The sequence below is a fragment of the Amycolatopsis sp. NPDC043885 genome (genome assembly GCF_056435685.1).
This window is the reverse complement of record NZ_JBWKEA010000013.1, coordinates 222,732-247,200: the sequence shown is the minus strand read 5'-3', so window position 1 is coordinate 247,200 and position 24,469 is coordinate 222,732. Positions and strand designations below refer to the sequence as shown.

Annotated in this window: 21 protein-coding genes and 1 pseudogene; 10 read left to right on the top strand and 12 right to left on the bottom strand. The window is 68.9% G+C overall.

The window, feature by feature from the left end:
- Positions 1-4: 4 nt before the first annotated feature.
- Both AC069I_RS31105 and AC069I_RS31100 read left to right on the top strand, forming a co-directional pair.
- On the top strand, positions 5-1,339 hold the full coding sequence (locus tag AC069I_RS31105; RefSeq protein ID WP_478267027.1) for an NAD(P)-binding domain-containing protein: 1,335 nt from the start codon (positions 5-7) through the stop codon (positions 1,337-1,339).
- On the top strand, positions 1,336-2,412 hold the full coding sequence (locus tag AC069I_RS31100; protein WP_478267026.1) for a flavin-containing monooxygenase: 1,077 nt from the start codon (positions 1,336-1,338) through the stop codon (positions 2,410-2,412). The genes AC069I_RS31105 and AC069I_RS31100 overlap by 4 nt, the downstream gene beginning before the upstream one ends.
- Here AC069I_RS31100 and AC069I_RS31095 read toward each other — a convergent pair.
- Positions 2,378-2,563, bottom strand: coding sequence for a hypothetical protein (locus tag AC069I_RS31095; protein ID WP_478267025.1), 186 nt, complete (start codon positions 2,561-2,563; stop codon positions 2,378-2,380). The genes AC069I_RS31100 and AC069I_RS31095 overlap by 35 nt on opposite strands.
- An 18-nt stretch (positions 2,564-2,581) precedes the next feature.
- On the opposite strand from AC069I_RS31095, the pseudogene AC069I_RS31090 reads away from it, so the two are divergent.
- A pseudogene (locus AC069I_RS31090) lies at positions 2,582-3,247 on the top strand (aldo/keto reductase); the annotation flags it as partial.
- A 158-nt stretch (positions 3,248-3,405) separates the two neighbouring features.
- Here the strand turns inward: AC069I_RS31090 and AC069I_RS31085 are convergent.
- Positions 3,406-4,032, bottom strand: coding sequence for a response regulator (locus AC069I_RS31085; protein ID WP_478227943.1), 627 nt, complete (start codon positions 4,030-4,032; stop codon positions 3,406-3,408).
- Entirely contained in the window at positions 4,029-5,198 is a 1,170-nt protein-coding gene (locus AC069I_RS31080; protein WP_478227944.1) for a sensor histidine kinase, read from the bottom strand. Before AC069I_RS31080 ends, AC069I_RS31085 begins: the two co-directional genes overlap by 4 nt.
- 185 nt (positions 5,199-5,383) lie before the next feature.
- On the opposite strand from AC069I_RS31080, the gene AC069I_RS31075 reads away from it, so the two are divergent.
- From AC069I_RS31075 to sigJ, 3 genes are all read left to right on the top strand, one after another.
- Positions 5,384-5,929 carry a GlcG/HbpS family heme-binding protein gene (locus AC069I_RS31075; protein ID WP_478233063.1) on the top strand — a complete coding sequence of 182 codons (546 nt, stop codon included), beginning with the start codon at positions 5,384-5,386 and terminating at the stop codon, positions 5,927-5,929.
- Positions 5,930-6,075: 146 nt separating this feature from the next.
- Positions 6,076-6,651 (top strand): ankyrin repeat domain-containing protein, encoded by a 576-nt coding sequence (locus AC069I_RS31070; RefSeq protein WP_478267024.1) that lies wholly within the window; start codon positions 6,076-6,078, stop codon positions 6,649-6,651.
- Positions 6,652-6,847: 196 nt separating this feature from the next.
- Positions 6,848-7,768 (top strand): RNA polymerase sigma factor SigJ, encoded by a 921-nt coding sequence (gene sigJ / locus AC069I_RS31065; RefSeq protein WP_478227947.1) that lies wholly within the window; start codon positions 6,848-6,850, stop codon positions 7,766-7,768.
- A 3-nt stretch (positions 7,769-7,771) separates the two neighbouring features.
- On the opposite strand, the gene AC069I_RS31060 is transcribed toward sigJ, so the two are convergent.
- The 7 genes from AC069I_RS31060 to AC069I_RS31030 all read right to left on the bottom strand — a co-directional run bounded on the left by AC069I_RS31060 (position 7,772) and on the right by AC069I_RS31030 (position 16,114).
- On the bottom strand, positions 7,772-8,206 hold the full coding sequence (locus AC069I_RS31060; RefSeq protein ID WP_478233066.1) for an ester cyclase: 435 nt from the start codon (positions 8,204-8,206) through the stop codon (positions 7,772-7,774).
- Positions 8,203-8,673 carry a carboxymuconolactone decarboxylase family protein gene (locus AC069I_RS31055; RefSeq protein ID WP_034311532.1) on the bottom strand — a complete coding sequence of 157 codons (471 nt, stop codon included), beginning with the start codon at positions 8,671-8,673 and terminating at the stop codon, positions 8,203-8,205. The genes AC069I_RS31060 and AC069I_RS31055 overlap by 4 nt, the downstream gene beginning before the upstream one ends.
- A 266-nt stretch (positions 8,674-8,939) precedes the next feature.
- Complete coding sequence (locus AC069I_RS31050; RefSeq protein WP_478267023.1) at positions 8,940-11,966, bottom strand: NACHT domain-containing protein; 3,027 nt, start codon at positions 11,964-11,966, stop codon at positions 8,940-8,942.
- Between the two features lie 107 nt (positions 11,967-12,073).
- Complete coding sequence (locus tag AC069I_RS31045; protein WP_478267022.1) at positions 12,074-13,375, bottom strand: MFS transporter; 1,302 nt, start codon at positions 13,373-13,375, stop codon at positions 12,074-12,076.
- 5 nt (positions 13,376-13,380) lie between these two features.
- Positions 13,381-14,529 carry a galactonate dehydratase gene (dgoD, locus tag AC069I_RS31040; protein WP_478267021.1) on the bottom strand — a complete coding sequence of 383 codons (1,149 nt, stop codon included), beginning with the start codon at positions 14,527-14,529 and terminating at the stop codon, positions 13,381-13,383.
- A gap of 11 nt (positions 14,530-14,540) precedes the next feature.
- Positions 14,541-15,137 carry a 2-dehydro-3-deoxy-6-phosphogalactonate aldolase gene (locus tag AC069I_RS31035; RefSeq protein WP_478267020.1) on the bottom strand — a complete coding sequence of 199 codons (597 nt, stop codon included), beginning with the start codon at positions 15,135-15,137 and terminating at the stop codon, positions 14,541-14,543.
- Positions 15,134-16,114, bottom strand: a complete 981-nt coding sequence (locus AC069I_RS31030) for a 2-dehydro-3-deoxygalactonokinase (protein WP_478267019.1) — start codon at positions 16,112-16,114, stop codon at positions 15,134-15,136. The genes AC069I_RS31035 and AC069I_RS31030 overlap by 4 nt, the downstream gene beginning before the upstream one ends.
- Positions 16,115-16,169: 55 nt before the next feature.
- On the opposite strand from AC069I_RS31030, the gene AC069I_RS31025 reads away from it, so the two are divergent.
- The gene (locus AC069I_RS31025; RefSeq protein WP_478233072.1) at positions 16,170-16,931 is read left to right on the top strand and encodes an IclR family transcriptional regulator; all 762 of its coding nucleotides are present in this window, start codon (positions 16,170-16,172) and stop codon (positions 16,929-16,931) included.
- Positions 16,932-16,941: 10 nt separating this feature from the next.
- Here AC069I_RS31025 and AC069I_RS31020 read toward each other — a convergent pair whose 3' ends face one another.
- Complete coding sequence (locus AC069I_RS31020) at positions 16,942-18,105, bottom strand: TetR/AcrR family transcriptional regulator (RefSeq protein WP_478227955.1); 1,164 nt, start codon at positions 18,103-18,105, stop codon at positions 16,942-16,944.
- Positions 18,106-18,301: 196 nt separating this feature from the next.
- On the opposite strand from AC069I_RS31020, the gene AC069I_RS31015 reads away from it, so the two are divergent.
- The 3 genes from AC069I_RS31015 (at position 18,302) to AC069I_RS31005 (ending at position 22,129) form a co-directional block, all read left to right on the top strand.
- Positions 18,302-19,846, top strand: coding sequence for an AMP-binding protein (locus AC069I_RS31015; protein ID WP_478267018.1), 1,545 nt, complete (start codon positions 18,302-18,304; stop codon positions 19,844-19,846).
- 43 nt (positions 19,847-19,889) lie between these two features.
- Complete coding sequence (locus AC069I_RS31010) at positions 19,890-21,080, top strand: oxygenase MpaB family protein (protein WP_478267017.1); 1,191 nt, start codon at positions 19,890-19,892, stop codon at positions 21,078-21,080.
- Between the two features lie 188 nt (positions 21,081-21,268).
- Complete coding sequence (locus AC069I_RS31005) at positions 21,269-22,129, top strand: dienelactone hydrolase family protein (RefSeq protein WP_478227958.1); 861 nt, start codon at positions 21,269-21,271, stop codon at positions 22,127-22,129.
- A gap of 34 nt (positions 22,130-22,163) precedes the next feature.
- Here the strand turns inward: AC069I_RS31005 and AC069I_RS31000 are convergent, their stop codons facing one another.
- Complete coding sequence (locus AC069I_RS31000) at positions 22,164-24,452, bottom strand: ATP-binding protein (RefSeq protein WP_478267016.1); 2,289 nt, start codon at positions 24,450-24,452, stop codon at positions 22,164-22,166.
- Positions 24,453-24,469: the final 17 nt, after the last annotated feature.

Here is a 24,469-nt window from a genome sequence, read left to right as displayed (position 1 = left end):
GGGGATGAACGAGTTGCCTGTGGTGGTCGTCGGAGCTGGGCCGGTCGGGTTGGCGGCGGCCGCCGAACTCGCCGGACGGGGCCTCGAGCCGTTGGTGCTGGAACGCGGCACGCACGCGGGTGCCGCGGTGGCGGAGTGGAATCATGTCCGGCTTTTCTCGCCTTGGTCCGAGCTCGTCGCTCCGGCGGCCGGGCGGCTTCTGGCGGCGATCGGCTGGTCCGGCCCTGCCGCCGACACGTACCCGACAGGTTCGGAATGGGCGGAGTCCTACCTGCGCCCGCTGGCGTCCGCACTCGGCGACCGGGTCCGGTTCGGCGCCGAGGTGGTCGGCGTGGCGCGCCGCGGCCGGGACCGTGTCGTGGACAGCGGCCGCGACGACGAGCCGTTCACCGTGCACGTCCGTACCGCCGACGGCACGGAGGAACGGATCGCGGCACAGGCGGTGATCGACGCCTCCGGAACATGGCCGACCCCGAATCCTCTTGGCGGGGAAGGACTTCCCGCCATCGGCGAACAAGCGGCGGTAGACCGGATCGGCTACCGCGTCCCGGATCTGGGCGACCCGGCGGTGCGGGCACGGTACGCGGGCAAGCACGTGGTGGTCGCGGGAAGCGGACACTCCGCGCTGACCGCGCTGGTCGCGTTGTCCGGTCTGGCGAAGGAGTCCGCGGACACGCGGATCAGCTGGGTGCTGCGCCGCGGTTCGGTCGGCAACACCTTCGGCGGCGGCGACGCGGACCAGCTCCCTGCTCGGGGTGCTCTCGGCCTGCGTGCGCGGGCGGCGGTGGAATCCGGGCTGATCACCGTCCTGACCGGATTCCGCACCGAGACGGTCGAACGCGACGGAGACGGGCGATTGAGCCTGATCTCCTCCGCCGGGCAGCGCCTCGACCGGGTCGACGAAGTGGTGACGCTGTCGGGATTCCGCCCCGATCTGGGCCTGCTCTCGGAAATCCGCCTGGACCTGGACCCGACCCTGCAGGCGCCGGTCGCGCTCGCGCCGCTGATCGATCCGAACGTGCATTCCTGCGGGACCGTGTACCCGCATGGCGCGAAGGAACTCGCTCACCCGGAGAAGGACTTCTTCCTGGCGGGCATGAAGAGCTACGGCCGTGCGCCGACGTTCCTGGCCATGACCGGGTACGAACAGGTGCGCAGCATCGCCGCGGAGCTCGCCGGGGACCACGAGGCGGCCGCTCGCGTCGAACTCCGGATGGCCGAAACGGGTGTGTGCGGTGGCGCCGGTCTGTTCGACGAGCCCGAAGACACGGCATCGGCCGGCTGCTGCGCGGAAGTCCTGCCCCTGGCGGCGGCACCTCAACGGGGAAGGACCTCATGACCGCGCACGACGCGATCATCGTGGGCGGCGGCCAGGCCGGCCTCGCCGCCGCCCACGCCCTGCGCACCCGCGGCTCGAAACCGGTGATCCTCGAGGCCGGCACCGAACCGGTCGGCTCATGGCCCCGCTACTACGACTCGCTGACCCTCTTCTCCCCCGCCCGCTACAGCAGCCTCCCCGGCCTGCCCTTCCCCGGCGATCCCGAGCACTACCCGCACCGCGACGAAGTCGTCGGTTATCTCCGCCGCTACGCCGACCGCCTCGGCACCGACATCCGCACCGGACACCGCGTCTCCGCCGTCACCCACGAGGGCGGCGTGTTCACCGTGCACACGGCCGGAGGAGCCGCCCTGTCCGCGCCCGTGGTCATCGCCGCATCCGGCGGCTTCTCGCGGCCCCGTCTTCCCGCTCTGCCGGGGCTGGACGGCTTCACCGGCCAAGTCCTGCACAGCAGCGACTACCGCGATCCCGCCCCGTTCGCCGGGCAGCGCGTCATCGTGGTCGGCGCGGGCAACTCCGCCGTCCAGATCGCCACCGAGCTCGCCGGCCACGCCAGGGTCACCCTCGCCACCCGGGCACCGATCAAGTTCGCGCCGCAGCGCCCCTTCGGGAAGGACGTGCACTTCTGGTCCGCCGCCGTCGGGTTCGACCGCCTGCCGATCGGCCATGTGCTGAAAGAACCACTCACCTCACCTGTCAACGACCCCGGCGGCTACAAAGCCGCGATTCTCGACGGAGAACCGGATCAGAGGCGCATGTTCACCACCATCGACGGCGACGGTGTGCGCTGGCCGGACGGAACCCGCGAAAACGTCGACACCATCCTGCTCGCCACCGGATTCCGGCCCGGACTGTCCTATCTGGACGGACTCGGCGCACTGGACTCCGATGGACGGCCGCTGCACGATCGCGGCCTGTCCACCACCCACCACGGGTTGGCCTTCGTCGGCCTGGAATGGCAGCGCAGCTTCGCCTCCGCCACCCTGCGCGGTGTCGGACGCGACGCGCGGTACGTGACCAAACGCCTTCTGGTCAGGCCTACGGGTCGCCGCCGGTCACCAGCATGGCTGTGAGGTCGGCGACCGCGGCCCGGGCGGTCATGCCGACGCCGATGAGCGTGGCCGAGGCGGGACCGGTCCAGTCGCCGTAGCCGAGCAGGTGCAGCCGTGGCTCGGCCAGCACGCGGGTGCCTTCGGTGGGGATACGACCGCGGGTGGTACGCAACCGCAACGACGCGAGATGGATTTCACGACGCCGGTCGAGGAGATCCTACGCGGGATGGACGATCTGGTCCGGCAGGGCAAGCTCCTGTACGTGGCGATCTCCAACGCGCCGGCCTGGGAGGTTTCGCGGATGCAGGCGATCGCCGACCTGCGCCGCTGGTCACCACTGGTCGCGCTGCAGATCGAGTACAACCTGATCGAGCGCACCGGGGAACGCGACCTGATCCCCATGGCACGCGAGATGGGGCTGGGCGTGGTCCCCTGGTCACCGCTGGCGGGCGGCCTGCTCACCGGGAAGTACAACAGGGACGACGTGACCGCGGTGCCGTCCGAAGACGGCACCCGCAAGAACCTCAACTTCGCCTAGGGCACGCTCACCGAACGCAATCTCGCGATCGTGGACGTGGTGAAGGAGGTCGCCGCGGAGCTCGGCCGCAGCCCCGCCCAGATCGGGCTGGCCTGGACCCTGCTGAACCCGGGCGTGACGGCACCGATCATCGGCGCCCGCACACCCGCCCAGCTGGAGGACAACCTCGGCGCGCTGGAGGTCGAATTCACCGGCTCGCAACTGGCCCGCCTCGACGAGGCCAGCGCGATCGATCTCGGATTCCCGCACGAGATGCTGTCCCGCGACACGACCCTCGCGCTGACCCGTGGCGACATGACGATCGAACCGCGCCGCTGACCCTCACCGTGGTCGTGAGTGACAAGTGACGTTCTAACGACACTTTCCACTCACGACCCCCTGTACCGATGCCCTGCCAGCCGGAAAGGTCCGAACCCAGACCGCGGGTTCGAGCCGATTGGCGCCGGCCTTTCGGACGCGAACCCGGAGCGACGCCTTCAGTTGCGGATGATCCTCCGTTCCGTGGCGACGGCCACCGCACCGGCACGGCTGTCGACGCCGAGTTTGTCGTAGATGTGGACCAGGTGTGTCTTCACCGTGGCTTCGGAGATGAACAGCCGCGCGGCGATCTGCCGGTTGATCAACCCTTCCGCCACCAACTGCACGATCTCGGTCTCACGGGGGCTCAACGCGGGCGCCGGTGCCCGCATGTGCCCGAAGAGCCGGGCCGCGACCTGAGGTGCCAGCACGGTCTCACCGCGCGCGGCCGCGTGGATGCCCTTGAAGAGGTCCTCGGGCGGCCCCGCCTTGAGCAGGTAGCCAGTGGCGCCGGCGGCCACCGCCCTGGTGATGTCCAGCTCGGCGTCGTAGGTGGTGAGCACCAGTACCTTCGGCGGCTCCGGCAGCGCGGTCAGGCGTTCGGTGGCGTTCACGCCGTCCGGGCCGTCGCCGAGCTGCAGGTCCATCAGCACGACGTCCGGCTTCTCCGCGCTGGCGAACAGCACGGCCTCATCGGCCCCCGCGCATTCGCCGATCACCTCGAAGCCGGGCTCGCCGGCCAGCAGCGCGGCTATTCCCGCCCGCACCACCGGATGATCGTCGACGATCAGTACCCGGACGGTCATCGAACCTCCCTGGTGGGCACGGCGACGGCGAGCGCGGTGCCCTCTCCCGGCGCGCTCTCGACGACCATCTCACCACCGAGTTCGGCGAGCCGCTCGCTGATCATCCGCAGCCCGTTCCCCCGGTCGCCGGTCGCGCGAGTCGAAGCCGGATCGAAGCCGACACCGTCGTCACGGATGTCGAGGACGACCTTGTCCACCAAGTAAGTCAGCGTGACGGCGGCCTTCGTCGCCCTGGCGTGCTCGCTGACGTTCGCCAGCGCGCCCTGCGCGACCCGGAGCAGACCTGCCTCCACCTCGGGCGACAGCGGATAGGGGTCTCCGCTGGTCTCGAAACGCACAGCGTGCATGGCGGCGAACATGACCTGCTCGGCGAGATCCTTCAACGTCTCGACGAGATCCCCGGCGTCGAGCCGCGGTGACCCGAGGCCTTTGACGAACCGGCGCGCCTCGGCGAGGTTGTCCCCCGCCGCCTCGACGGCGCGGGACACATGGCCTTTCGCCAGTTCCGGGTCCGTGTCCCACGACCGCTGTGCCGCCTGCAGCAGCATCCGCGTACTCGAGATCCCCTGGGCGAGGGCGTCATGGATCTCTCGCGCCAGCCGCTCCCGTTCCTGCATCATCCCGGCCAGTCGCTGGCTCTGCGCGAGATCGACCCTGGCACCCAGGAGTGCCTTGACGGCTTCCCCCAGCTTCCTCCGGTCCCCGTCGAGTTGCAGGAAGGTCATCGTGGCCATCAGCGCGACCGCGATGGGCGCGAGCACGAGGCTCGGATCGAACCCGCTCGCGATCCTCAGCTGGGCCAGGATGGTCGCGGCGGTCAGCAGGACCACCACCGCGATCATCATCCGCGGGCGCAGCATCTGCAGGCAGACGAAGAACAACGGTACGGCGCACCAGGCGAAACTCGGCGCGGCCACCACCAGTGCGAGCCAGACCGCGATCACCGCCGTCAACCACACCGGCCGCCACCGGTCGAGCATTTCCCAGCTCAGCACACCCGCCACGTAGACCAGCGCGAGCGCGCCGGTGAGCACGAGGATCAACGGTGTGGCGCCGCTCAACCCGTGCCCCGCGACGAACCTGGCCACCGACGCGGCGAGCAGCAGGAAGAACCCGGCATGCATCGCGGCGGTCAGCCGGGTGGCCGCGCCGAGGTGCGATTTCATCCGGTCCTCCCTTCGTCGCCGATGATCGTAAGCAGGGAGGCGGGGTGCCCCGCATCAATCGTTCGGTTGATGCCCCTACCGATCACTCGACGTCCGATCGATGTCCACTCTCCCGATTCGCCGGGCCCCGCCGGCAGGGAAAGTCGTAGGGGAAAGCAACACCCCCTCACCGCAAAGGAAATCCGATGAACGCCAAGCTCCCCCGCACTCGTCTCATCCTCGGCATGACGGCCGGTCTCGCGACCGTCGCGCTGGCCACCGGGGTGGGCGCGGCGCAGGCACAGGACCACAAGCCGCAGCCGCCCGCCCAGCAGTCCGTCGTGCAGACGAGCGTGCTCAGCGTCGACGCCGCCACCCGCGCCGCGCAGGCCACGCTGGACGCAGCCGAGAAGGAGGGCCAGCGGATCACCGTGGCCGTGGTTGACCGCTCGGGTGACGTGCGTGTGCTGCTCAAGGGCGACGGCGCCGGGCCGCAGACGGAAGAGTCCGCCAAGCGCAAGGCCTTCACCGCGGTCTCCTTCGGACAGCCCACGTCCGCGCTGGCCAAGAACGCCCAGGGCGACGGCCCGACCATCCGCGACATCCCCGGCACGCTCTTCCTCGGCGGCGGTGTGCCGGTCGCCGCGAACGGCGGCCCGATCGCCGGGATCGGTGTCGGCGGCGCGCCCAGCGGCGACCTGGACGAGCGCTTCGCCACGGCCGGGCTGCGCGCCATCGGGGACCTTCGCTGATGATCGGTGAGCGGGCGATCGTGGCGTTGCTCGCCGCCCTCGTGCTCGGTGCCTGCTCCCCGCAGGCACCGAGCGCACCACCCCGGACGGCGCCGAGCACCGCCCCGCCGCCCGCCTCGTCCCAGCCGCCCCGCCAAGGAGTCCCCGTGAGCCAACTCTTCGAAGCCGACGTGAACCGCGTCCGGCAGGCCGTCGACGCGGGCGCCGACCTGGAGACCCGTGACGATCACGGCCGGACCCCGTTGCTCGTCGCCGTCACCGAGAACCGCGTCGACGTCGCCGAAGTCCTCGTCAAAGCGGGCGCCGACCCGAACGCGCTCGACGGGCGGCACGACACGCCGTGGCTCGTCACCGGAGTCACCGGCAACGTCCCGATGGCGAAGCTGCTGCTCGAGGCCAAGCCGGACCTGACCATCACCAACCGGTACGGCGGTGTCTCGCTGATCCCCGCCTCCGAACGCGGGCACGCCGAGTACGTGCGGTTGGTGGCCGGCAGCGGGATCAACGTCGACCACGTGAACGACCTCGGCTGGACCGCTTTGCTGGAAGCGGTCATCCTCGGCGACGGCGAGCCGCGTCACCAGGAAGTGGTCCGGGCGCTCGTCGCCGCCGGGGCCGACGTGAACCTCGCAGACAAGCAGGGCGTCACTCCCCTCGCGCACGCTCGGGCCAAAGGCCAGACGGCCGTCGCCCGGATCCTCACGGAAGCGGGCGCACGCTGACCGCCACTCACGAAGTCCGTGAAGGCAAAGGGCTATCGGGCCAAGTGGTCGTGCCGATGTTGAATGTCCCTATTTCCACACACCCATAACGCCCGGTCACCGCGGACCGCCCACCGCCGCCGGAGGTGGCCTCACATCCGGCGGCCGTGTCTCGTCGTACCCGGGACAGCGCACGAGACCCAGGGGGCGAATTCCCATGAACGAACGCACGCACGGCCCGCTCGACCCGGCGTTGAAGGCGATCGTGAGTGAACGGCGTCAGCTGATCGGGCTCGCGTATCGCCTGGTCGGCTCGCTTTCCGAGGCCGAGGACGTGGTGCAGGAGACCTATAGCCGCTGGTACGCCTTGTCCCCGGCACAGCGGGAAGCGATCGACTCCCCCGGCGCCTGGCTGACAACCGTCGCCGGTCGCATCTGCCTGGACCTCCTCGGCTCGGCCCGCGCACGGCGGGAACGCTACGTCGGCGAGTGGCTCCCCGAACCCTTGCCGGGGCATGTCGAATGGACGACCCTGCGTCCGCCCACCGACGATCCGGCTGACCGGATCACCCTCGACGAGTCGATCAACATGGCCTTTCTCGTCGTGCTCGAGTCGCTGACACCGGCCGAGCGGGTCGCGTTCGTCCTGCACGACGTCTTCCGCTACCCGTTCGCCGAGGTCGCGGAGATCGTCGGCCGCACCCCGGCGGCCTGCCGTCAACTGGCCACCTCCGCCCGCCGCCGCATCCGCGCGACGCGGCTCATGCCCGCCCCGATCGCCCGGCAGGCGGACCTCGTCAAGGAGTTCAAGAAGGCGTGGGAAGCCAAGGACATCGAAGCCCTCATCGGTCTCCTCGATCCGGACGTCAAGGCGGCCAGTGACGGCGGAGGTGTCGTCAGGGCCGCGCTGCATCCGTTCGAAGGGCGCGAGGAGGTGGCGTCCTATCTCATTTCGGTGGCGCATCTGACGTCCGGTCTCGACCTGGTGGAGCGGGAGGTCAACGGCCGGCCCGGCCTCGTGCTTCAGCAGGCCGGGCGGACCGTCGCCGTCTTCGCGTTCCACGTCGCCGACGACCGCATCCAGCGCATCTGGGGGATGCGGAACCCGGAGAAACTCCGGCCGTGGGCCGACGCCTGACCGCTACGCCGCTAGGGCGCCGAGTTGCCGCAGCTGGGTGAGGACGTCGACGACACCCCAGATCTCGGCGACGCGCCCTCCGGCGAAGCGGAGGATGAAGATCTCGCTGTAGGAAACCGGCTTCCCGGTGGCGGGCATCCCCCTGAACTCGCCCCGGTGGGTACCGGTGACGGTGTTCCGGCAGACGATCTTGTCGCCGTCGGCGAGCACGTCCTCGGCCGTGACCCGCAGATCGGGGAACGCGCGCAGCAGCACCGTCCACACCTGTTTCAGTGCCTGCGCCCCTGTTGTCTCCAACGGCACCGGCGCGTGGAACACCACGTCCGGCGCGACGACCTCGTCGATCGTCTTCTCGATGACGTCGTAGCTGCCGCTGTTCGTCGCGTCGTGAAAGCGGCCGAACACCGCCCGGTTGCGTGCTGTCTCAGTGGCGGTCATGCGAACTGGCCGACCCGGTAGTCGCCGCCGGGGTTCTGGACGATGGCGTTCACCCGGTTGAAGGCGTTGATCAGCGAGATCACCCCGACCAGCGCGGCGAGCTGGTCCTCGTCGAAGTGCTTGGCGGCGTTCGCCCACGCCTCATCGGTGACGCCGCCCCCGTCGGCCATCCGGCAGGCCTGTTCGGTCACCTCCAGCGCGGCACGCTCGGCCTCGGTGAAGACGTTCGCCTCCCGCCACACGGCGACCAGGTTGATCCGCACATCCGTTTCGCCCGCGGCGGCGGCTTCCTTGGTGTGGATGTCCAGGCACACCGCGCATCCGTTGATCTGGCTCGCGCGCATCCGGACCAGTTCCTGGATCGTGAGCGACAGCGGTGAATCGGCGAGTCCCCTCCCCGCCGAGATGATGGTCCTCATGAACTTTCCGCCGACCTTGTTGCCGAAGTAGTCGAGCCTGGCGTTCATCGCGATCTCCTTTGCCTTGGTGGTGTTCTGCCCAACCGACGACACGGCACCACGAAATGTGAGCCCAGCCCCGAAAACGCCGTGTGGAGGGCGGACCTCGAACGGTCTCGCCCTCCACGCGGTGGTACAGCCGGTCATCGCACGACCGCCGGGTCACCTCCGGCGACTTCGCTCGGCGCGCTCCGGGGGAAGCGCAGGGTGGCCATGGCCAGGAAGCCACCGGCGACCGCGATACCCGAGGCCCCGAGGAACGCCGCCGAGTCTGCTCAGAAGAACTGGAGTTCGACCTGCGGCCCCAGCGAGTCCAGCCCGGCGCACCGATGATCGCGATCCAGCAGGACACGGATACGCCGATCGGCCAAGGGACTCAGATCCAGCTTCGGCAGGGCACCACGCAGGTCGATCCTCTCCAGTTTCGACAGACCGTCCAGCTCGGAGAGGTCGAGCTCCGCACGGCAGTCCTTGAGACCGAGCCGTCGCAATTCGGCGAGGCCGCCGACCACCGACAGGTCGGCATCCGGTTCGACACCGGAAAGCTCCAGCCTCGTCAAACCACCGAGCGCGATGCCGATGAAGGACAAGTCGCCCAGCCCCGAAGCCGGCGCCAGCGCGAGCTCCCGCAGGGACCGGAAATCGGTGAGCGTCTCCAGCTCCACGAAGGACCGGTCACAAGTGAGATTCAGGTACCGCAAGTGGTTCCGGTGCTCCCACAACGGTGTGACGGCACAGTCACCGGCAACATGCGCCAGCAGTCCACGCAGGGCCCGGACCCGGCGAAAAGGCCGCAGATCCTCGACCTTCTCCGGGTAGATCTTGATCTCGACACTTTCCAGCTTGCGCAGCTTGTAGAGATGTTCGACCCACTCCATGCTCCGGATTTCCATACCGTGGTCGAACAGCGGAGCATCCCTCAGTACGCGATCACAATAATCACCGAGGTCGAAGTAGCGGGCACAGGCGACGATCTCCTCCTGGACCTCCCAGCGCGGATCCCGCGCATACTCGCCGAGCACCCTCAGCACATCGATGTCGTTCGACAGTGCGACCGTGCGCACCAAGAACACCGCTTGCGAGTTCGAAAGGTCACTGAGATCGGAGGGCAGGACGCGGAACAGCGGCCGTCCCACGGTGGCCAGCGCGCTCACTTCGTCCGAGCTCGTCGGAGGCAGCAGCTCATGCAAGCAGGCCTCCACACGTTCGATGGTGTCGGCGGATAGCTCCACGGCGCTTTCCAGGCACGACGCGGCGAGAAGCATGAGCCGGTGCCGGGACTGCCCCTCCTCCTCGCGATAGAAATCGTAGGCCCTGTTGACGATCCCGTTCAGCAGCCGATCGCGCTGGACCGCGGTCGCATGGGAGCAGGCCATGAGAACCGTCTCACGCCACAGATCCGAGCTCGCGTTGTTGATCAGCAGATCGATGCTGTCGCGTTCGACGACCTCCTTGGCCGCGAGGAACTCCTGGAAGGTCCGGTGCACGAAATCGATCCGGCCGATGACCGGCTGCCGGATCAAGCCGCTGCGCTCCAGGAGATGCCGAAGGACTTCTTCGGGAGCTTGGGTGACACCGGGCATCGTGCCGATCTTGAGCCGCAGCTGGTGAATCGCCTCTTCGCGGGACATCTCCGCGCGCCCGTTCTCGTTCAGCCACCAGGCCAAAGCCCTGAGCATGGCCCGTTTCTCGACCGCGCTCAGCTGGGTGTCTCCGTCGACGCGCACCTTCTTGTCAGCGTCACGGCGCTCGAGCAGCATGTCGAGAGCCGCCTCGTAGAGCGTCATCCGATCACGCGGCAGATTGGCCCGGCGGTCCAGGTTCAGCGCGCAGATCATCGCGCACAGGAGCGGGTTCCGAGCCAGCGCGCGGAGGTGCGGCCTCGAATCCAGGTGCAGCAGAAGACTTCGCTGATGGACGGGGACGTCGTCCCTCGGGCACGGCAGCGCGATGTCCCGGCCGGCCGTCGAATCCAGCAGCGCGTTGTGCCAGCGTTCGATGAAGATGCGGACATCCTGCGGATTCATCGGCTCCAGCGTCACCGGCTGGAATTTGTCGGCCACGAGCCACCGCTCGGTTCGCTCCGAAGGCCGCGACGTGACGACGATCAGGCATTCCGGGAAGCGGGCGCAAAGCACCCGGAGCCATTCCCGCACCTTCGCCCGCTCCTGCTCCGGGAGTTCGTCCACGCCGTCTATCAGGAACAGCGCTCGCCCGCTCTCGGCGACACGGTCCACCCAGCCCTGCGGCACCGGCCCCCACTGCGGCGCGTTGGCGTGCAGCAGGAACTCGTCCCCGTTCGGCAGGCGGTTCTCCGAGAAGTCCCGGAGCCGCAGGAGGAAGGGGACCTTCCCGTTCCACTCCGAGAGCCTGCCCACGAACCTGCGCCGCACGGCCGTGATGGCGATCCATTGGAGAAGCGTGCTCTTGCCCGCGCCGGCGTCGCCCTGCAGAAGCACGAGGCGTTTACCGCCGAGGGCATCGCCCACCCGGACGACGTCCTGCTCCCGCTCCCCGGTACCGAATCCCACCGGAGCTTCCGTCTTGTCCCTCGCCGAGGGGAATTCGTGCCCCTTCGAAACCGTGGACGCGGTGAGGCTGAGATAGGCGACCGTCAAGGTCATGGTCGGCTCGTAGTAGTTCGTCGTGATGCCGAGAATCTCCAGCCGGTCGTACAGATTGCTGACCAGCTCGAAGTAGGCGTCCCGGAACTCCTCGTCCTGGTCTTCCTCGCTCGACGCGCTCAGCTCGGTCACCGGAAGCCGGTCGAGTATCTCACCGAGCTGGCCTGCGATACCGCTCAGCCTGGACAGCATCTCGACAGACGCTCTCGCGTCGAACTCGGGCAGGTCCCGGATCAGATGGGCCAGGTAATAGCAGACCTGATCCAGAAGGAGATCGAAAAGCTTGCCCGCGGGCTCCGACAGATCGCCGTTGCGCACCGTCTGCGGCGCGTGCTCCCTGATCTCGCGCGCCAGGCCGAGGGGGTTCAGATCCACCCGGAAGATCACCGCGTCGGTCAGTTCGGCCCGCTCGAGCGCATCGGCGACCGCCAAGGTCGCGGCCTCGCGTTCGTTCTCCGGCAACCCGGGGAACTCGTTCTCGCACAGGGGTTGCAGGCGATCCGCGACCTGCTCTTCGATTTCCTCCATCTTCCGCCGGAATTCACGCTGATGCCGTAGGACCGGGTACCGATACGCGACCAGTTCGGCGAGCTCCATCTCTCGACGGTCCGCGCTGGTCCGGCTCGTCAGCCACGCGCGCACCGCTCGGCTCGCCAGCGCACCGCCGACTTTCAGCAAGGCAGCCTCTAACCCGGCGATGTCGGCACACTCCCTCGTCGCAGCCCGAAAAGATGGCTGTACGGTACACCCGGCCGGTATCGGAGTCGCCCGAACGACGACCGCCGTTACGTGACCCGCTCGGCGACGCGCTCGACCTTGCCGACCAGGAAGACATAGGACAGGATCCCCGCGATCGTTATGACGGTCATGTAAGCGAAACCGGGGGCGAAGCTGTCGTCGGTGACGATCAGGCCGATGACGATCGGGGTGGCGATCGACGACAGGTTCCCGATGAAGTTGAACATCCCGCCGGTCAGCCCGAGCAGCCGTCGCGGGGCCAGCGCGGAGACCAGTGACCAGGTGATCGACGCGAGCCCGTTGCCGAAGAAGGCGATCGACAGGATGACGATGACCAGCGTGGTCGAGTCGGTGAAGCCCGCCGTGACCATCACGGTGCTCAGCAGCAGACCGGCGATGATCGGGCCTTTCCTCGCCACCCCGAGCGAAGCACCACGGCGCACCAGGAAGTCCGACAGGACACCGGAAGCCAGCACACCGACCAGCGCCGCGATGAACGGCAGCGATGCCAGGAAGCCGGACTTGATGTAGTCCATTTCCCGGTATTCGACCAGATACGTGGGGAACCAGGTGAGGAAGAACCAGAGCGTCGAGGTCAGGCAGAACTGTCCGAGGTAGATTCCCCACAGCTTCCGGCTGCCGAGCACGGTCGCCAGATCCGCTCGCGTGACGCGTGTCCGCTCGGGGCGCTCACGCGGCAGGTCCACCAGGCCGCCGCCGGAGCGGATGTGCTCGACCTCGGCCTCATTGGCCCGCGAGTCGCGCGGCTCCCGGTACTTCGCGTACCAGAGCACCGCCCAGAGGATGCCGACCAGACCCGTGGCGATGAACACCCAGTGCCACGAAAGCACGGTCTGCAGCCAGGACAGCACGGGCGTCAGCAGCGCGAGGCCGATGAACTGGCCCGAGGTGTAGAAACCGATGGCCGTGGCGCGTTCGCGTTCCGGGAACCAGACGGTCGCGATCTTGCTGTTGATCGGATAGGCGGGCGCCTCGAAGACCCCGACCATCAGCCGCAACGCGATCAGCGCCACGAATCCGCCGATCACCCCCATGAAGAACGTCGCGAGCGACCACAGGATCAAACAGGCCGGATAGAGCAGCCGCGGCGGGATCTTGTCGACCAGCCAGCCGCCGGGCAGCTGCAACGCGGCGTAGGTCCAGCCGAAGGCCGACAGGAGCAGGCCTTGTTCCGCTTTGGACAGCTCGAGTTCGCCGGCGATCGCGGGCATCGCGATCGACAGGTTCGAGCGGTCCAGGTAGTTGATGACGACGGTGATGAACAACATCACCGCGATGAGCACCCGGAACCGGGTCGGGCGCACGGTGGCTTGGACGGAAGTCGTCATCGCGCTCACCATTCCGCGAACGAGCCGTCGGTGTGCCGCCACACCGGATTCCGCCAGCGATGTCCCTCGGCCGCGCGTTCGGCGACGTACTCCTCGTCGATCTCGATGCCCAGCCCCGGCCCGCGGGGGATGGCGACCTGTCCGTCGTCGTAGGCGAACACCGACGGATCGGCCAGGTAGTCGAGGAGATCGTTGCTCGTGTTGTAGTGGATGCCGAGGCTCTGTTCCTGGATCGTGGCGTTGTAGCAGCCCGCGTCGATCTGCAGGCAGGCCGCCAGCGCGATCGGGCCGAGCGGGCAGTGCAGGGCCAGTCCGACGTCGTAAGCCTCGGCCATGTGCGCGATCTTGCGCGCTTCGGTGATGCCGCCGCAATGGGACGGATCCGGCTGGATGATGTCGACGGCGCCCGAGGCCAGGACCGCCTTGAAGTCCCACCTCGAATACAGCCGTTCGCCGAGCGCGATGGGGATCGGCGAGGTGCGGAGGACGTCGGCGAAGCCGTCGACATGCTCGGACAGCACCGGTTCCTCGACGAACATCAGCCGGTACGGCTCCAGTTCACGGAGCAGGACCTTGGCCATAGGTTTGTGCACGCGGCCGTGGAAGTCCACCCCGATGCCGATGTCCGGGCCCACCGCCTGGCGCACCGCGTCCACGTTGGCCACACAGCGGTCGACCTTGTCCCATGTGTCCAGATAGGACAGTTCCTCGGTGCCGTTCATCTTCACCGCGCTGAATCCGCGATCCACCACCTCACGCGCGGCGCGGGCGGTCTCGGCGGGCCGGTCGCCGCCGATCCACGAGTACACCTTGATCTTCTCGCGCACCGGGCCGCCGAGCAGTTCGTGGACCGGGACGCCGAGTGCTTTGCCCTTGATGTCCCACAGGGCCTGGTCGATCCCGGCCAGCGCGCTCATGTGGATGCCACCGCCGCGATAGAACCCGCCGCGGTAGAGGACCGTCCACAGATCCTCGATCCGCGAGGGATCCTTGCCGATCAGGTAATCGGAAAGCTCTTCCACGGTGGCGGCCACCGAAGCGGCCCGGCCCTCCAGGACCGGTTCACCCCAGCCGGTGACGCCCTCGTCGGTCTCGATCTTCAGGAACGACCAGCGCGGCGGCACCTGGTATGTCGTCATTGACACGATCTTCATGGGTTTCTTCCTTAGTCCTGGTGCCAGATCTCAGAGAATTCGCGGGCACGGACGCCGACCGCGTCCGCGCCGTCGCCCGGCCGGTAGAGGCAGGAACCCAGCCCCGCCCCGGCCGCCCCGGCGGCGGCCCAGGCCGCCAGGTTCGTTTCGTCGACGCCGCCGACAGGCAGCAGCCCGACCTCGCGCGGCAGCACGGCGCGCCACGCCTTCATGCCCCCGATCCCGACCGCGCCGGCGGGGAACAACTTGAGATTCCGCGCTCCCGCCGCCACCGCGGCGAAGGCCTCGGTGGGCGTGGCCACACCGGGATACGGCGTCATCCCCTCGGCCACGGCGGCGGAGATCACCGCGGGGTCGGTGTTGGGCGCCACGATCATCCGCGCCCCGGCCGCCCGCGCCCGGCCGACGTCTTCGATGGTGAGCACGGTGCCCGCGCCGATCTCGCACCATTCGCCGAACGCGTCCGCGAGCAGGCGGACGCTCTCGAACGGCTCCGGCGAGTTCAGCGGTACCTCGATGGCGGGGAATCCCGCGTCGACGAGCGCCCGGCCGATGCCGACGACCTCGGCCGGGGTCACTCCGCGCAGGATCGCGATCAAACCGGTCACGGCTTCAGTGTCCTTTCGAGACGGTCTTCGAGCAGCCCGGCGGCCGTCGCGATACGCCACAGCCCCCGCGCGGTGATCTCCTCGGAAAGCACGGTGGCCTCCACCCCCCTTTCGGCGAGGGCGGCGGCATAACGACGGCAGAGTTCGACGGCTCCGCAGAGCACGACGGGGTCGTCCGAGTCCCGCAGCAGATGCGAGACCTCGTCGGCGATCAGGACGCCGGAGAGGTAGTCGGGCAGCGACTCCGGTCCCAGTACGCCGTCGAGCACGAGCGGGCGGGCGCCGAACGCCTCGGTGGCGAGCCCTCGCGATCGCCGTCCCGCGGCCAGGCCCCGCGAGAAGGCCGCGTCGTCGGCGACCGGATCGGCGGCCGTGCGGGCGAGGATGCCGTGTGCGATCAGCAATCCGTACAGTTCGCCGGTCATCGCGGTGGTGAAGCCGGTGACGATCCCGTTCTCGACGCGGACCCATTTGCTGTGCGTCCCGGGGAGCACCACGGTGAGCGGTCCGTCAGGGTGCCCGAGCGTCTCGAGCGCGCCGACGAGTTGCGTTTCCTCGCCGCGGATCACGTCACCCGGATCGTCGCCGGATGGGATCCGCAGTCCCGGCACGAGGTGGAGCACGCCGTCGCGGTGGGAAACCGGGACGAGCGAAGGGAAGTCGAGCGCCGCTGGGACGGTGCGATAGCCGGAGTCGGTCCAGCCCTGCGCGCTGCCCACCATCCCGGACGCGAGCGCGGGAAGCCCGGGATACGCGGTCAGCCAGTCGCCGCAGGCCTGCCGGAAGGCCGACTCGTAGGCGGCCGCCCTGGCTCGCGGGTCCCGGAGGTCCACGTCCTCGGTAGTGGTGAGCAGTCCGCGCCCGGCGTCGCGGGCGGCCAGGATCTCGCCGTCCCCGCCGAGCAGCCAGGCGCGCTGACCGGAGGTCCCCCAGTCGAGCGCGATCAAGGCGGGTTCAGTGTCCGTCACGAGCGACATCGTGCGGTCGTATTCCCGATAATGCGATCGCCGTCCCTATATGTAGGATCCAGGGATGTCCGACACGGCACCGCCCGGCACCCAGACCCTCGCCCGCGGCCTCGCGGTGATCCGCGCGGTCGCGAACGGCGCGACCGACCTCCGCACGCTGGTCGACCACACCGGCCTGGGCCGCAGCACCGCGCACCGGCTGGTCCAGCTGCTGGTCAGCGAGGGTTACCTGCGCAGCGGGCGGGACGGCTACACGCTCGGGCCCACCCTGATCGAACTGGGTTTCCAGGCCCTGCACGGGAGTCCGCTGCCGGTGGTCGCCCGGCCGGTGCTGGAGGAGCTGGCCGAGCAGTTGCGGGACACCGTTCACCTGGCCGTCCGCGACGGGGATTCCGTGCTGTACCTGGACAAGCTGCCGGGTTCACGAGGCGCGGAGATGCGCTCCCGCATCGGGCACCGGATGCCGTTGACCCGCACCGGTGTCGGCATGGCGCTACTGCTGGACTCCGCGCCCGAGTGGCGGGAGCTGTACCTGGCCGAGTCCCCGGCGGAACCAGGCCGGGTGCACCCGGAGGACGTCGACGCGTTCCTGGCGCGAATGCGCGAGTACGCGGAGTCCGGGGTGGCGATGGACCTGGAGGACAACGAACCGGGTATCCGCTGTGTCGCGGCGCCGATCCGGGACGCCACCGGCGCGATCGCCGGCGCCATCAGCGTTTCGGCGACCCGGCCGTACATGCCCGCCGCCCGGATGCGCGGTCTGAACCGCGTCGTCGGCCGTGCGGCACGCCAGGTCTCCGCCGGGCTGGGCCACCGCGAACCGTAGGGACGGTTCGTCAGACTCCCAGCGCGCCCACGAGCAACGCGCTCACCGCGTCACGGTTGGCGGGGACGTCCTCCCAGCGCAGCCTCCGGCCCGCTTCGACCACCACCCCGAAACCCGCGTGCACGAGAACCCTCGCCTGACGCTGGTCGAGTTCCGGCCGCGCCGACCGCAATTCCCGTTCCCAGACGGCGATGTGCTCGCGCTGCGCGCTGACCAAAGGCCGCCGCAGAGCCGCGGGAAGGCCCGCCAGTTCGGCGTTGGCGACGCTCGTGAGCGCGGTGTGCTCGAAGCTGTACGCCACATACGTCCGCGCCAGTGCGAGCAGGGTGTGGCCCGGGTCGTCGACGCCGCGCAGGTTCTGTTCCACGGCCTGGGCCAGAATCCCCGCGGCCCGCAGGCACGCGGCGGCGAGAATGTCGGCCTTGCCGGGGAAATACCGGTAGAGCGCGGACGGCACCAGCCCCACGGCTTCGGCGATCCGGCCGTTCGTGACGTTGGCGAACCCGTCCTGTTCGAACAACGGGATGGCGGCCGCGATGATCTCCGAACGCCTGGTGCGCGACGCCGGGCTGGACGGCAGCTCGACGGCGTGCGTGCCCGCGCCGCCTGTCGCCGGGTCGGTCGCGGCCACCCGCAGCGCCGACTCCACCAGCACCTCTTCGACCCGGCGTTGGGCGATCGACGTGCGGTGCATCGTGATGGACCCGATCACGCCGAGCGCGGCCACGGCCCGCAGGCCCGCGTCGGGGAGCGGGTACTCCCGCCGCACCGCTTCGGTCACCCGGTCCACGATCTGCCCGAACTTCACCGCAAGTGAGTGCCGGTCTTCGCGGTCGAGATATCGGGATTCCCAGCGGTACAGGCCGCTCGACGCGCGATGGGTGACCGTGCCCCGCGTGACGGCGGCGAGCACGTCCGCCAGCGGCGCGCCGGGCGCGACCTCGTCGAGGGTGGCGGCGAGCCGGTCGGCCATGACGTTCGCGCACGCGGCGAACAACGCGTACTTGTTCGGGAAGTGCCGGTACAGGGCCGCTGCGGTGATGCCCACGTCGGCGGCGATCTCCTCCATCGACGCCGCGTGGTAGCCGTGTTCGCTGAAGATCCGCCCGGCCGCGTCGACGATCGTCTGCTTGCGGTTGCGGGGCCGGACGGCCGCGGTCGAGTCGGCGCTCATCGCGGGTTCCGAGCGGCTGCGGACGGGAACGGGGCCATGCGGGGAAGTCAACCACGAACCGGATCACCGCCACGGGATCTGTCCGGCGACAACGGCGTCCCGATGTGATTCCCGATTAACTTATGGGTTCTCAACCGGCGGCTTGGCATGCATACTGGCTTCGCGACCAGTCCCGCTCCGACACCTGAGGATGGCCATGTCGACCGCTTCGGCTCCCGCCTCGTCCTTCCGGCATCACTGGATGGCGCACGCGGCGACGCACGCGATGATGCGACCGGACAAGCCCGCCCTGCGGTACCTCGGGGAGACGACCACCTGGGCGGGGCTCTCCCGGCGGTCGTTGCAGTTGGCCGCCGGTCTCGCCGCACGAGGTGTCGCCGAAGGCCATCGGGTGGCCACGCTGACCCTGAATCACCCGTGGTTCGTGGAAACCGTATTCGCGGCGAACAGCCTGGGCGCCATGGCCGTCCCGCTCAGCTTCCGGCTCGCACCGGCGGAACTCGACTACATCCTGGCCGACTGCGCACCCTCCGCCATCGTCGTCGACGAGCGGCTTCTGCCCCTGCTCGACGCCGCGCCGAACGCGGCGTCGATCGGGACGGTGCTCGTCCTCGGCGAGTCGTACGAGGAATTCCTGACCGCGCACGAACCGCTGGAACCGCCGGACGTCAGCGAGGAGTCGACGGCACTGATCATGTACACCTCGGGCACCACCGGCAGGCCGAAAGGGGTGATGCTCTCCCATCGCAATCTGCAGATGCAGGCGATCACCTGCATCCGGGCGATGAAGATCTTCGACGACACCGACGTCGCCTTCCTGACCGCGCCCTTCTTCCACATCGCGGGCCTGGGGTCGATCGTGGCGAACTTCCTGGTCGGCGGCGTGGTCGTGATCCACCCGCTGGGCGCCTTCGATCCGCGCGCGGTGCTCGACGCCTACGAGCGCGAAGGCGCAACCGTGGTGTTCAACGTTCCCCAGCAATGGGATCTGATCTGCGCCCAGCCGGATATCGCCGAGCGTGACCTGAAACTACGAATCATCAGCTGGGGTGCGGCTCCCGCGACCAGGGCGACACTCCTCGCCATGGCCGAAAGGTTCCCCGGCGCCCTCAACGTGGCCGTGTTCGGCCAGACCGAGACATCCCCGATCACGTGCGTCCTCAGCGGCGAGGACTCGATCCGCAAACTCGGTTCCGTCGGCAAACCGATCCCGACCCTCCAGTACCGCGTCGTGGACGACGACATGAACGACGTCGCACCGGGCGAGGTGGGAGAGATCGTCTATCGCGGTCCGACGGTGACCAAGGGGTACTGGAGGAAACCGCGGGAGACCGCGGAAGCCTTTTCCGGTGGCTGGTTCCACTCCGGCGATTTGGTTTCCCAGGACGAAGACGGCTTCATCTGGGTGGTCGACCGCAAAAAGGACATGATCATCAGCGGCGGCGAGAACATCTATTGCGCCGAACTGGAGAACGCGATCTCCGCGCATCCATCGGTACGGGAGGTCGCCGTGATCGGCCGGGCCGACGAGCGCTGGGGCCAGGTGCCGGTCGTGTTCGTCACCACCCCGCCGGACGCCGCACCGTCCTTGGCGGAACTGAACGAATTCCTCGACGGCAGGCTCGCGTCCTTCAAAATGCCCAAGGACCTCGTGGTGGTCCCCGAACTCCCGCGCAACGCGGGCGGGAAAGTGGTCAAGGGTTCGCTTCGCGACCTGGACGGGAAACGCGCACATCACTAGCGAATCACTCATCGGATGCCTACCAAGGAAGTTAGGTCAGTAAATGAGCGATCTCAGCAGGAGGAATGTTCTGTCCCTCGGCGTCGCCTTGGGGCTGGTCGGCGCCGCGAGTGTGGCGCCGGCTTGGGGCGCGACACAGACCGGTCCGGCGGCCGACCCGTGGTGGGTCTGGGACGACGAAATCGACCGCATCATGGCGAGGACGCTCGAAGCGGGCCAGGTTCCGGCGGTCAACACCGCGATGAAATCCTGGGTGGACAACAACGATCCGCTGCCCGGCGGCCTGCCCGCCGATCTGGCGGGCTTCCTCCAGGGCGTCCACAAGCTGCCGTCCTGGGCCGATCCCGCGAAGTTGCGCCGCGCGGCCGATTTCAACCGGCGCAAGGACACCTACCTGTTCATGCTGTACGGGCTCGGCAGCGGCATCATGAGCACCGTCATCCCACGTGAGGCCAAATCGGTCTACTGGTCCGCCGGTGGGGCAGACATGCAGGACCGCGCGGCCAAGACGTTCACCTTCGGCTACGACCTGAGCGATCTGAACGCTTTCGAGCCCGACGGCCAGTTCGTGGTCACCGCCAACAAGACCCGGCTCGTGCACGCCGCGGTGCGGCATCTGCTGCCGCAGTCGGCGCACTGGAAGGCCGTCGCGGACGAGCGGATCCCGATCAGCAACGGCGACATCCTGGTCACCTTCCACAGCCTCGGCACCTACGTGCACCGGAAGCTGCGCGAGTGGAAGGTCCCGATGTCGGCCGCCGACGAGGACGCCTTCCTCCACATGTGGCAGGTCGCCATCCACCTGCTCGGCGTACGGGAGGAGTTCATCCCGAAGACGTGGGCCGCCGCGCACGCGCAGTCGGCGCAGGTGCTCACCCCGATCCTTTCCCCGTCGCACGAAGGAAAAGAGCTCGCCGAAGACCTGCTCGGGCTGACCGCGCAGATCGATCTGGGCGTCACTCGCGGATTCCTCAACGAATTCGTGCGCTACGTGCTGAGCGACGCGATCGGCGACTGGCTCGGACTGCGCCGCGACTACGCGTCCGCCGCCCTCATCCGCACCGCGTGGCCCGCCTACATCGCCTTCCGCGAGGGGCTGATCCCCGTCATGCCCGCAGGGTTTTACATGTTCGACCAGCTGGTGCGCGCGCTGGCGATGTTGTTCCTCAACAAGGGCACCTCGCCGACGACCACCCCCATCACGATCCCCACCGGGAACCGGCCGGGCGCCTGACCGCACCGCCGCCTCGTGAGTGGTAAGGACGGTTCTAACCGTCCTTACCACTCACGAGCCCGAAATCCACCTTGGCGTGACAATTTTCCGCGTCTCAGTAGTTTCCACGACGCGCGCCCCGACGGGGTCCCGCTATATCTGGGAATCCGTTCCGGCCTCGGAACGGTTCTCCCGAGAGGACATGCGCGATGAAGCGTGGATCACAGTGGGGCGCCGCGGTTCTCAGTGCGGTGACCGCACTTGTCGTGGCGGCGGTACCGGCCGCCGCCGAAGAGAGTCCCTATGCCCGCGGCCCGGCACCGACGAAAGCCAGTATCGAAGCGGATCGTGGCTCGTTCCAGACCGCCACCGAGAAAGTCCCCGCCGGGCAGGGTTTCGGGGGCGGGACGATCCACTACCCGACCGACACCGGCCAGGGCACGTTCGGCGCGATCGCGATCGCGCCCGGCTTCCTGGAGTCGGAGGCGGCGATCGCCTGGTACGGCCCGCGGCTGGCTTCCCAGGGTTTCGTCGTCATCACGTTCTCGACCAAGAGCACCTGGGACACCCCGGACAAGCGATCCGACCAGCTGCTCGCGGCGCTGCGTTACGTCACCGACTCGAGCCAGGCCAAGAGCCGCGTGGACCGCGACAGGCTGGCCGTCATGGGGCATTCGATGGGCGGCGGCGGAGCGTTGATCGCGTCGCAGAAGGCGCCCACGTTGAAAGCGGCCATCCCGCTGACGGGCTGGAATCCGAACACGACGTTCTCCGACCTGAAGGTCCCCACCTTCGTCGTCAGTGCCCAGAACGACTTCATCGCCCCGGACGGCTCCCACTCCCGGCCGTTCTACCAAAGCCTTCCCGCGTCGCTGGACAAGGCGTACATGCTGCTGGCCGGGGCAGGCCACATGGCGCCCACGAACCCGAACGTGACCATCGCGAAGTACAGCCTTTCGTGGCTGAAACGCTTCGTGGACCAGGACACCAGGTACGACCAGTTCCTGTGCCCGCTTCCGGCGAACGACCCGAAGATCGCCGTATACCAGGGAACCTGCCCGATCGGCTGACACTCCGTCCCGCGGCCGCTGTGCTCCCCCGAGGTCACAGCGGCCCGCGGGCGGCGTCACGCTGCTCGACCCAGACGGCCAGCTGGGTCCGGTTGACGAAGTCGAGCTTGTGCGAGATGTGCTGCAGATGCGTCTCCACCGTGCGCCGGGCGATGACCAGCCTCGCCGCGATCTCCCGGTTGCTCAGCCCGGCCGCCACGAGCCGCGCGATCTCCGATTCGCGGGGCGTCAGCGGCGCGAGCACGGCCGGTTCGCCTACGGGCACGGACGGCGGACCGCTCAAGGCGTCATGTGGGTTCCGCCGCCGCCCCTCGGCGAACGCGGCGTCGAACCGCCCCTCCCCCAAGGCATCCCGGGTGGCCTGGTGGAACATCCGGTGGCTCATGGTGACGGCTACGTCGGGCTCGGCACCGCAGCGGCCCCAAAGCGTGGCGGCCGTCCCGAACAGTTCCGCCGCACGCACCCAATCCTCGCGCCGTGCGGCCACCCAGGCCAGGCCGTCCACCCGGTATGCCGCGGACAGCACGTCGGAGGCGCGGAGGTCGATCTCCAGCGCGGCGCGGATGCAGCGGTCCCCTTCGTCGAGGTCTCCGCCGAAACAGACCTCGGCGACCCCCAGCCCGAACAAGGCCATGGAGCGATACCGGTACTCCCCCGCTTCCTCGCACAGACGGCGCATCGAGCCCAGCAGCGCCCGCGCTCCCGGAAGATCCCCTCGGTAGGCCAGAGCGACCCCCTGGATGAACATCGGGTGCATCTGACGTCGTACGTCGCCTCGCTCACCGAACAGCCGCACGGCCTCAGCCGCACGGAACATGCTGTTCGGTTCGGTCGACAGCATTCTCACGAAGGCACTCGCGTGTGCGATGTAGGGAGCCGCGTCTTCGTCCTCGATCGCCTCGGCGGCGGCCAGCCGCCGCCGGGCACGCGGCAGGTCCGCGTGCAGCGCGGCGCACAGGGCCGCGATCGCCAGCCCCCTGGCCCGGCCGGGGGTCTCCGGCGGCGCCACGTCGAGCGCGCGATCGATCCAGTCCCGCAGTTCCCAAGCCGCACCGCGGGCCACCCAGTATTCGATCGTGCCGGTGGCCATCTCCAGCGCCACCGGGCTTTCACCGGGAGTGCGAAGCGACCACGACAGCGCTTCGCGGATGTCGGCGTGGGCGGCTGTCAGGCGGTCGTACGTCTCGTCCTGCCCCGGCCCGAACCAGGTGTCGGCGGCCTGGGCGATAAGCCGGGCATAGTGGTCACGGTGCTTCCTCGCCACGGCGAGCTCGTCTCCGGAATCGGCGAGCTGTCGTCCGCCGTATTCACGGAGGAGCCGGAGCATCCGGTAGTGGACCTTGTCCGTGCCGTCGATCCGGCCCAGCACCGATTTGTCGACCAAACCGTCCACCGCGTCCAGTACGGCCAGGGAGCCCAGACCGCCGTCCTCGGCACAGACGGCCTCGACCGCGGACAGGTCGAACTGCCCCGCGAACACCGAACAGCGTGCCCAGACGAGCCGCTCGGTCTCGGTGCAGAGGGAGTGACTCCACTCGATCGTGGCGCGAAGCGTCCGATGCCGCTCGACGGGCATCCGGAGGCCGCTGGCCAGCACCCCCGAGTTCTTCTCGACCCGATCGGCGATCTGCGACGGCGACAAGGCACGGATCCGGGCCGCCGCCAATTCGATCGCCAGCGGCAATCCGTCGAGGCCACGGCAGAGGCGCACGACATCCGCGACATTGCCTTCGGTGACCTCGAACGCGGGCAGGACATTGGCGGCACGCTCCGCGAACAGCCGTACCGCGCCGAACGTGAGCGCCGCTTCAGCTGTGGTGATCTCGTCGTCGGGGGGCACGGCCAAGGGCGGGAGCGTCAGAACCTGCTCACCGGCGAGCCCCAGGGAGCAGCGGCTGGTGGCCAGGACCACGAGGTCCCGGCAGTCGCGCAGCAACGCCGTCACCAGGTCCACGCTGCCGTCGCGGAGATGCTCGCAGTTGTCCAGCAACAGCAACGACCGCCGGGGACGCAGATACGCGACGACGGCGTCCAGGTCGGTGTGGCCCGCCGTGTCGTGCAGGCCGAGGCTGTCGGCGACCGCGCGCGGGACGAGCCGTTCGTCTCGCAACTCCCCCAGCCCGGCGACGGCGACGCCGCCGGGGAAGTCCCGGGTGAGCGAACTGGCCACCTGTGCGGCCAGCCGGGTCTTGCCCACCCCGCCGGCGCCGGTCAAGGTCACCAGACGTCCCGCGCCGAGCAGCCGCCGGACCTCGTTCTCGTCGACCGCACGGCTGACGTAACTCGTCAGGGGCCGCCGCCGGACCTCACTGTCGCTCGTCATGTCGTCATCACCCGCCG

Excerpts from the sequence above, each read along its gene's own strand:
- AC069I_RS31105 (WP_478267027.1), top strand. The coding sequence starts at position 5 with ATGAACGAGTTGCCTGTGGTGGTCGTCGGAGCTGGGCCGGTCGGGTTG.
- AC069I_RS31100 (WP_478267026.1), top strand. The coding sequence starts at position 1,336 with ATGACCGCGCACGACGCGATCATCGTGGGCGGCGGCCAGGCCGGCCTC.
- AC069I_RS31085 (WP_478227943.1), bottom strand. The coding sequence starts at position 4,032 with ATGACCGTCCGGGTACTGATCGTCGACGATCATCCGGTGGTGCGGGCG.
- AC069I_RS31080 (WP_478227944.1), bottom strand. The coding sequence starts at position 5,198 with ATGAAATCGCACCTCGGCGCGGCCACCCGGCTGACCGCCGCGATGCAT.
- AC069I_RS31075 (WP_478233063.1), top strand. The coding sequence starts at position 5,384 with ATGAACGCCAAGCTCCCCCGCACTCGTCTCATCCTCGGCATGACGGCC.
- sigJ (WP_478227947.1), top strand. The coding sequence starts at position 6,848 with ATGAACGAACGCACGCACGGCCCGCTCGACCCGGCGTTGAAGGCGATC.
- AC069I_RS31060 (WP_478233066.1), bottom strand. The coding sequence starts at position 8,206 with ATGACCGCCACTGAGACAGCACGCAACCGGGCGGTGTTCGGCCGCTTT.
- AC069I_RS31055 (WP_034311532.1), bottom strand. The coding sequence starts at position 8,673 with ATGAACGCCAGGCTCGACTACTTCGGCAACAAGGTCGGCGGAAAGTTC.
- AC069I_RS31045 (WP_478267022.1), bottom strand. The coding sequence starts at position 13,375 with ATGACGACTTCCGTCCAAGCCACCGTGCGCCCGACCCGGTTCCGGGTG.
- dgoD (WP_478267021.1), bottom strand. The coding sequence starts at position 14,529 with ATGAAGATCGTGTCAATGACGACATACCAGGTGCCGCCGCGCTGGTCG.
- AC069I_RS31030 (WP_478267019.1), bottom strand. The coding sequence starts at position 16,114 with ATGTCGCTCGTGACGGACACTGAACCCGCCTTGATCGCGCTCGACTGG.
- AC069I_RS31025 (WP_478233072.1), top strand. The coding sequence starts at position 16,170 with ATGTCCGACACGGCACCGCCCGGCACCCAGACCCTCGCCCGCGGCCTC.
- AC069I_RS31020 (WP_478227955.1), bottom strand. The coding sequence starts at position 18,105 with ATGAGCGCCGACTCGACCGCGGCCGTCCGGCCCCGCAACCGCAAGCAG.
- AC069I_RS31015 (WP_478267018.1), top strand. The coding sequence starts at position 18,302 with ATGTCGACCGCTTCGGCTCCCGCCTCGTCCTTCCGGCATCACTGGATG.
- AC069I_RS31010 (WP_478267017.1), top strand. The coding sequence starts at position 19,890 with ATGAGCGATCTCAGCAGGAGGAATGTTCTGTCCCTCGGCGTCGCCTTG.
- AC069I_RS31005 (WP_478227958.1), top strand. The coding sequence starts at position 21,269 with ATGAAGCGTGGATCACAGTGGGGCGCCGCGGTTCTCAGTGCGGTGACC.
- AC069I_RS31000 (WP_478267016.1), bottom strand. The coding sequence starts at position 24,452 with ATGACGAGCGACAGTGAGGTCCGGCGGCGGCCCCTGACGAGTTACGTC.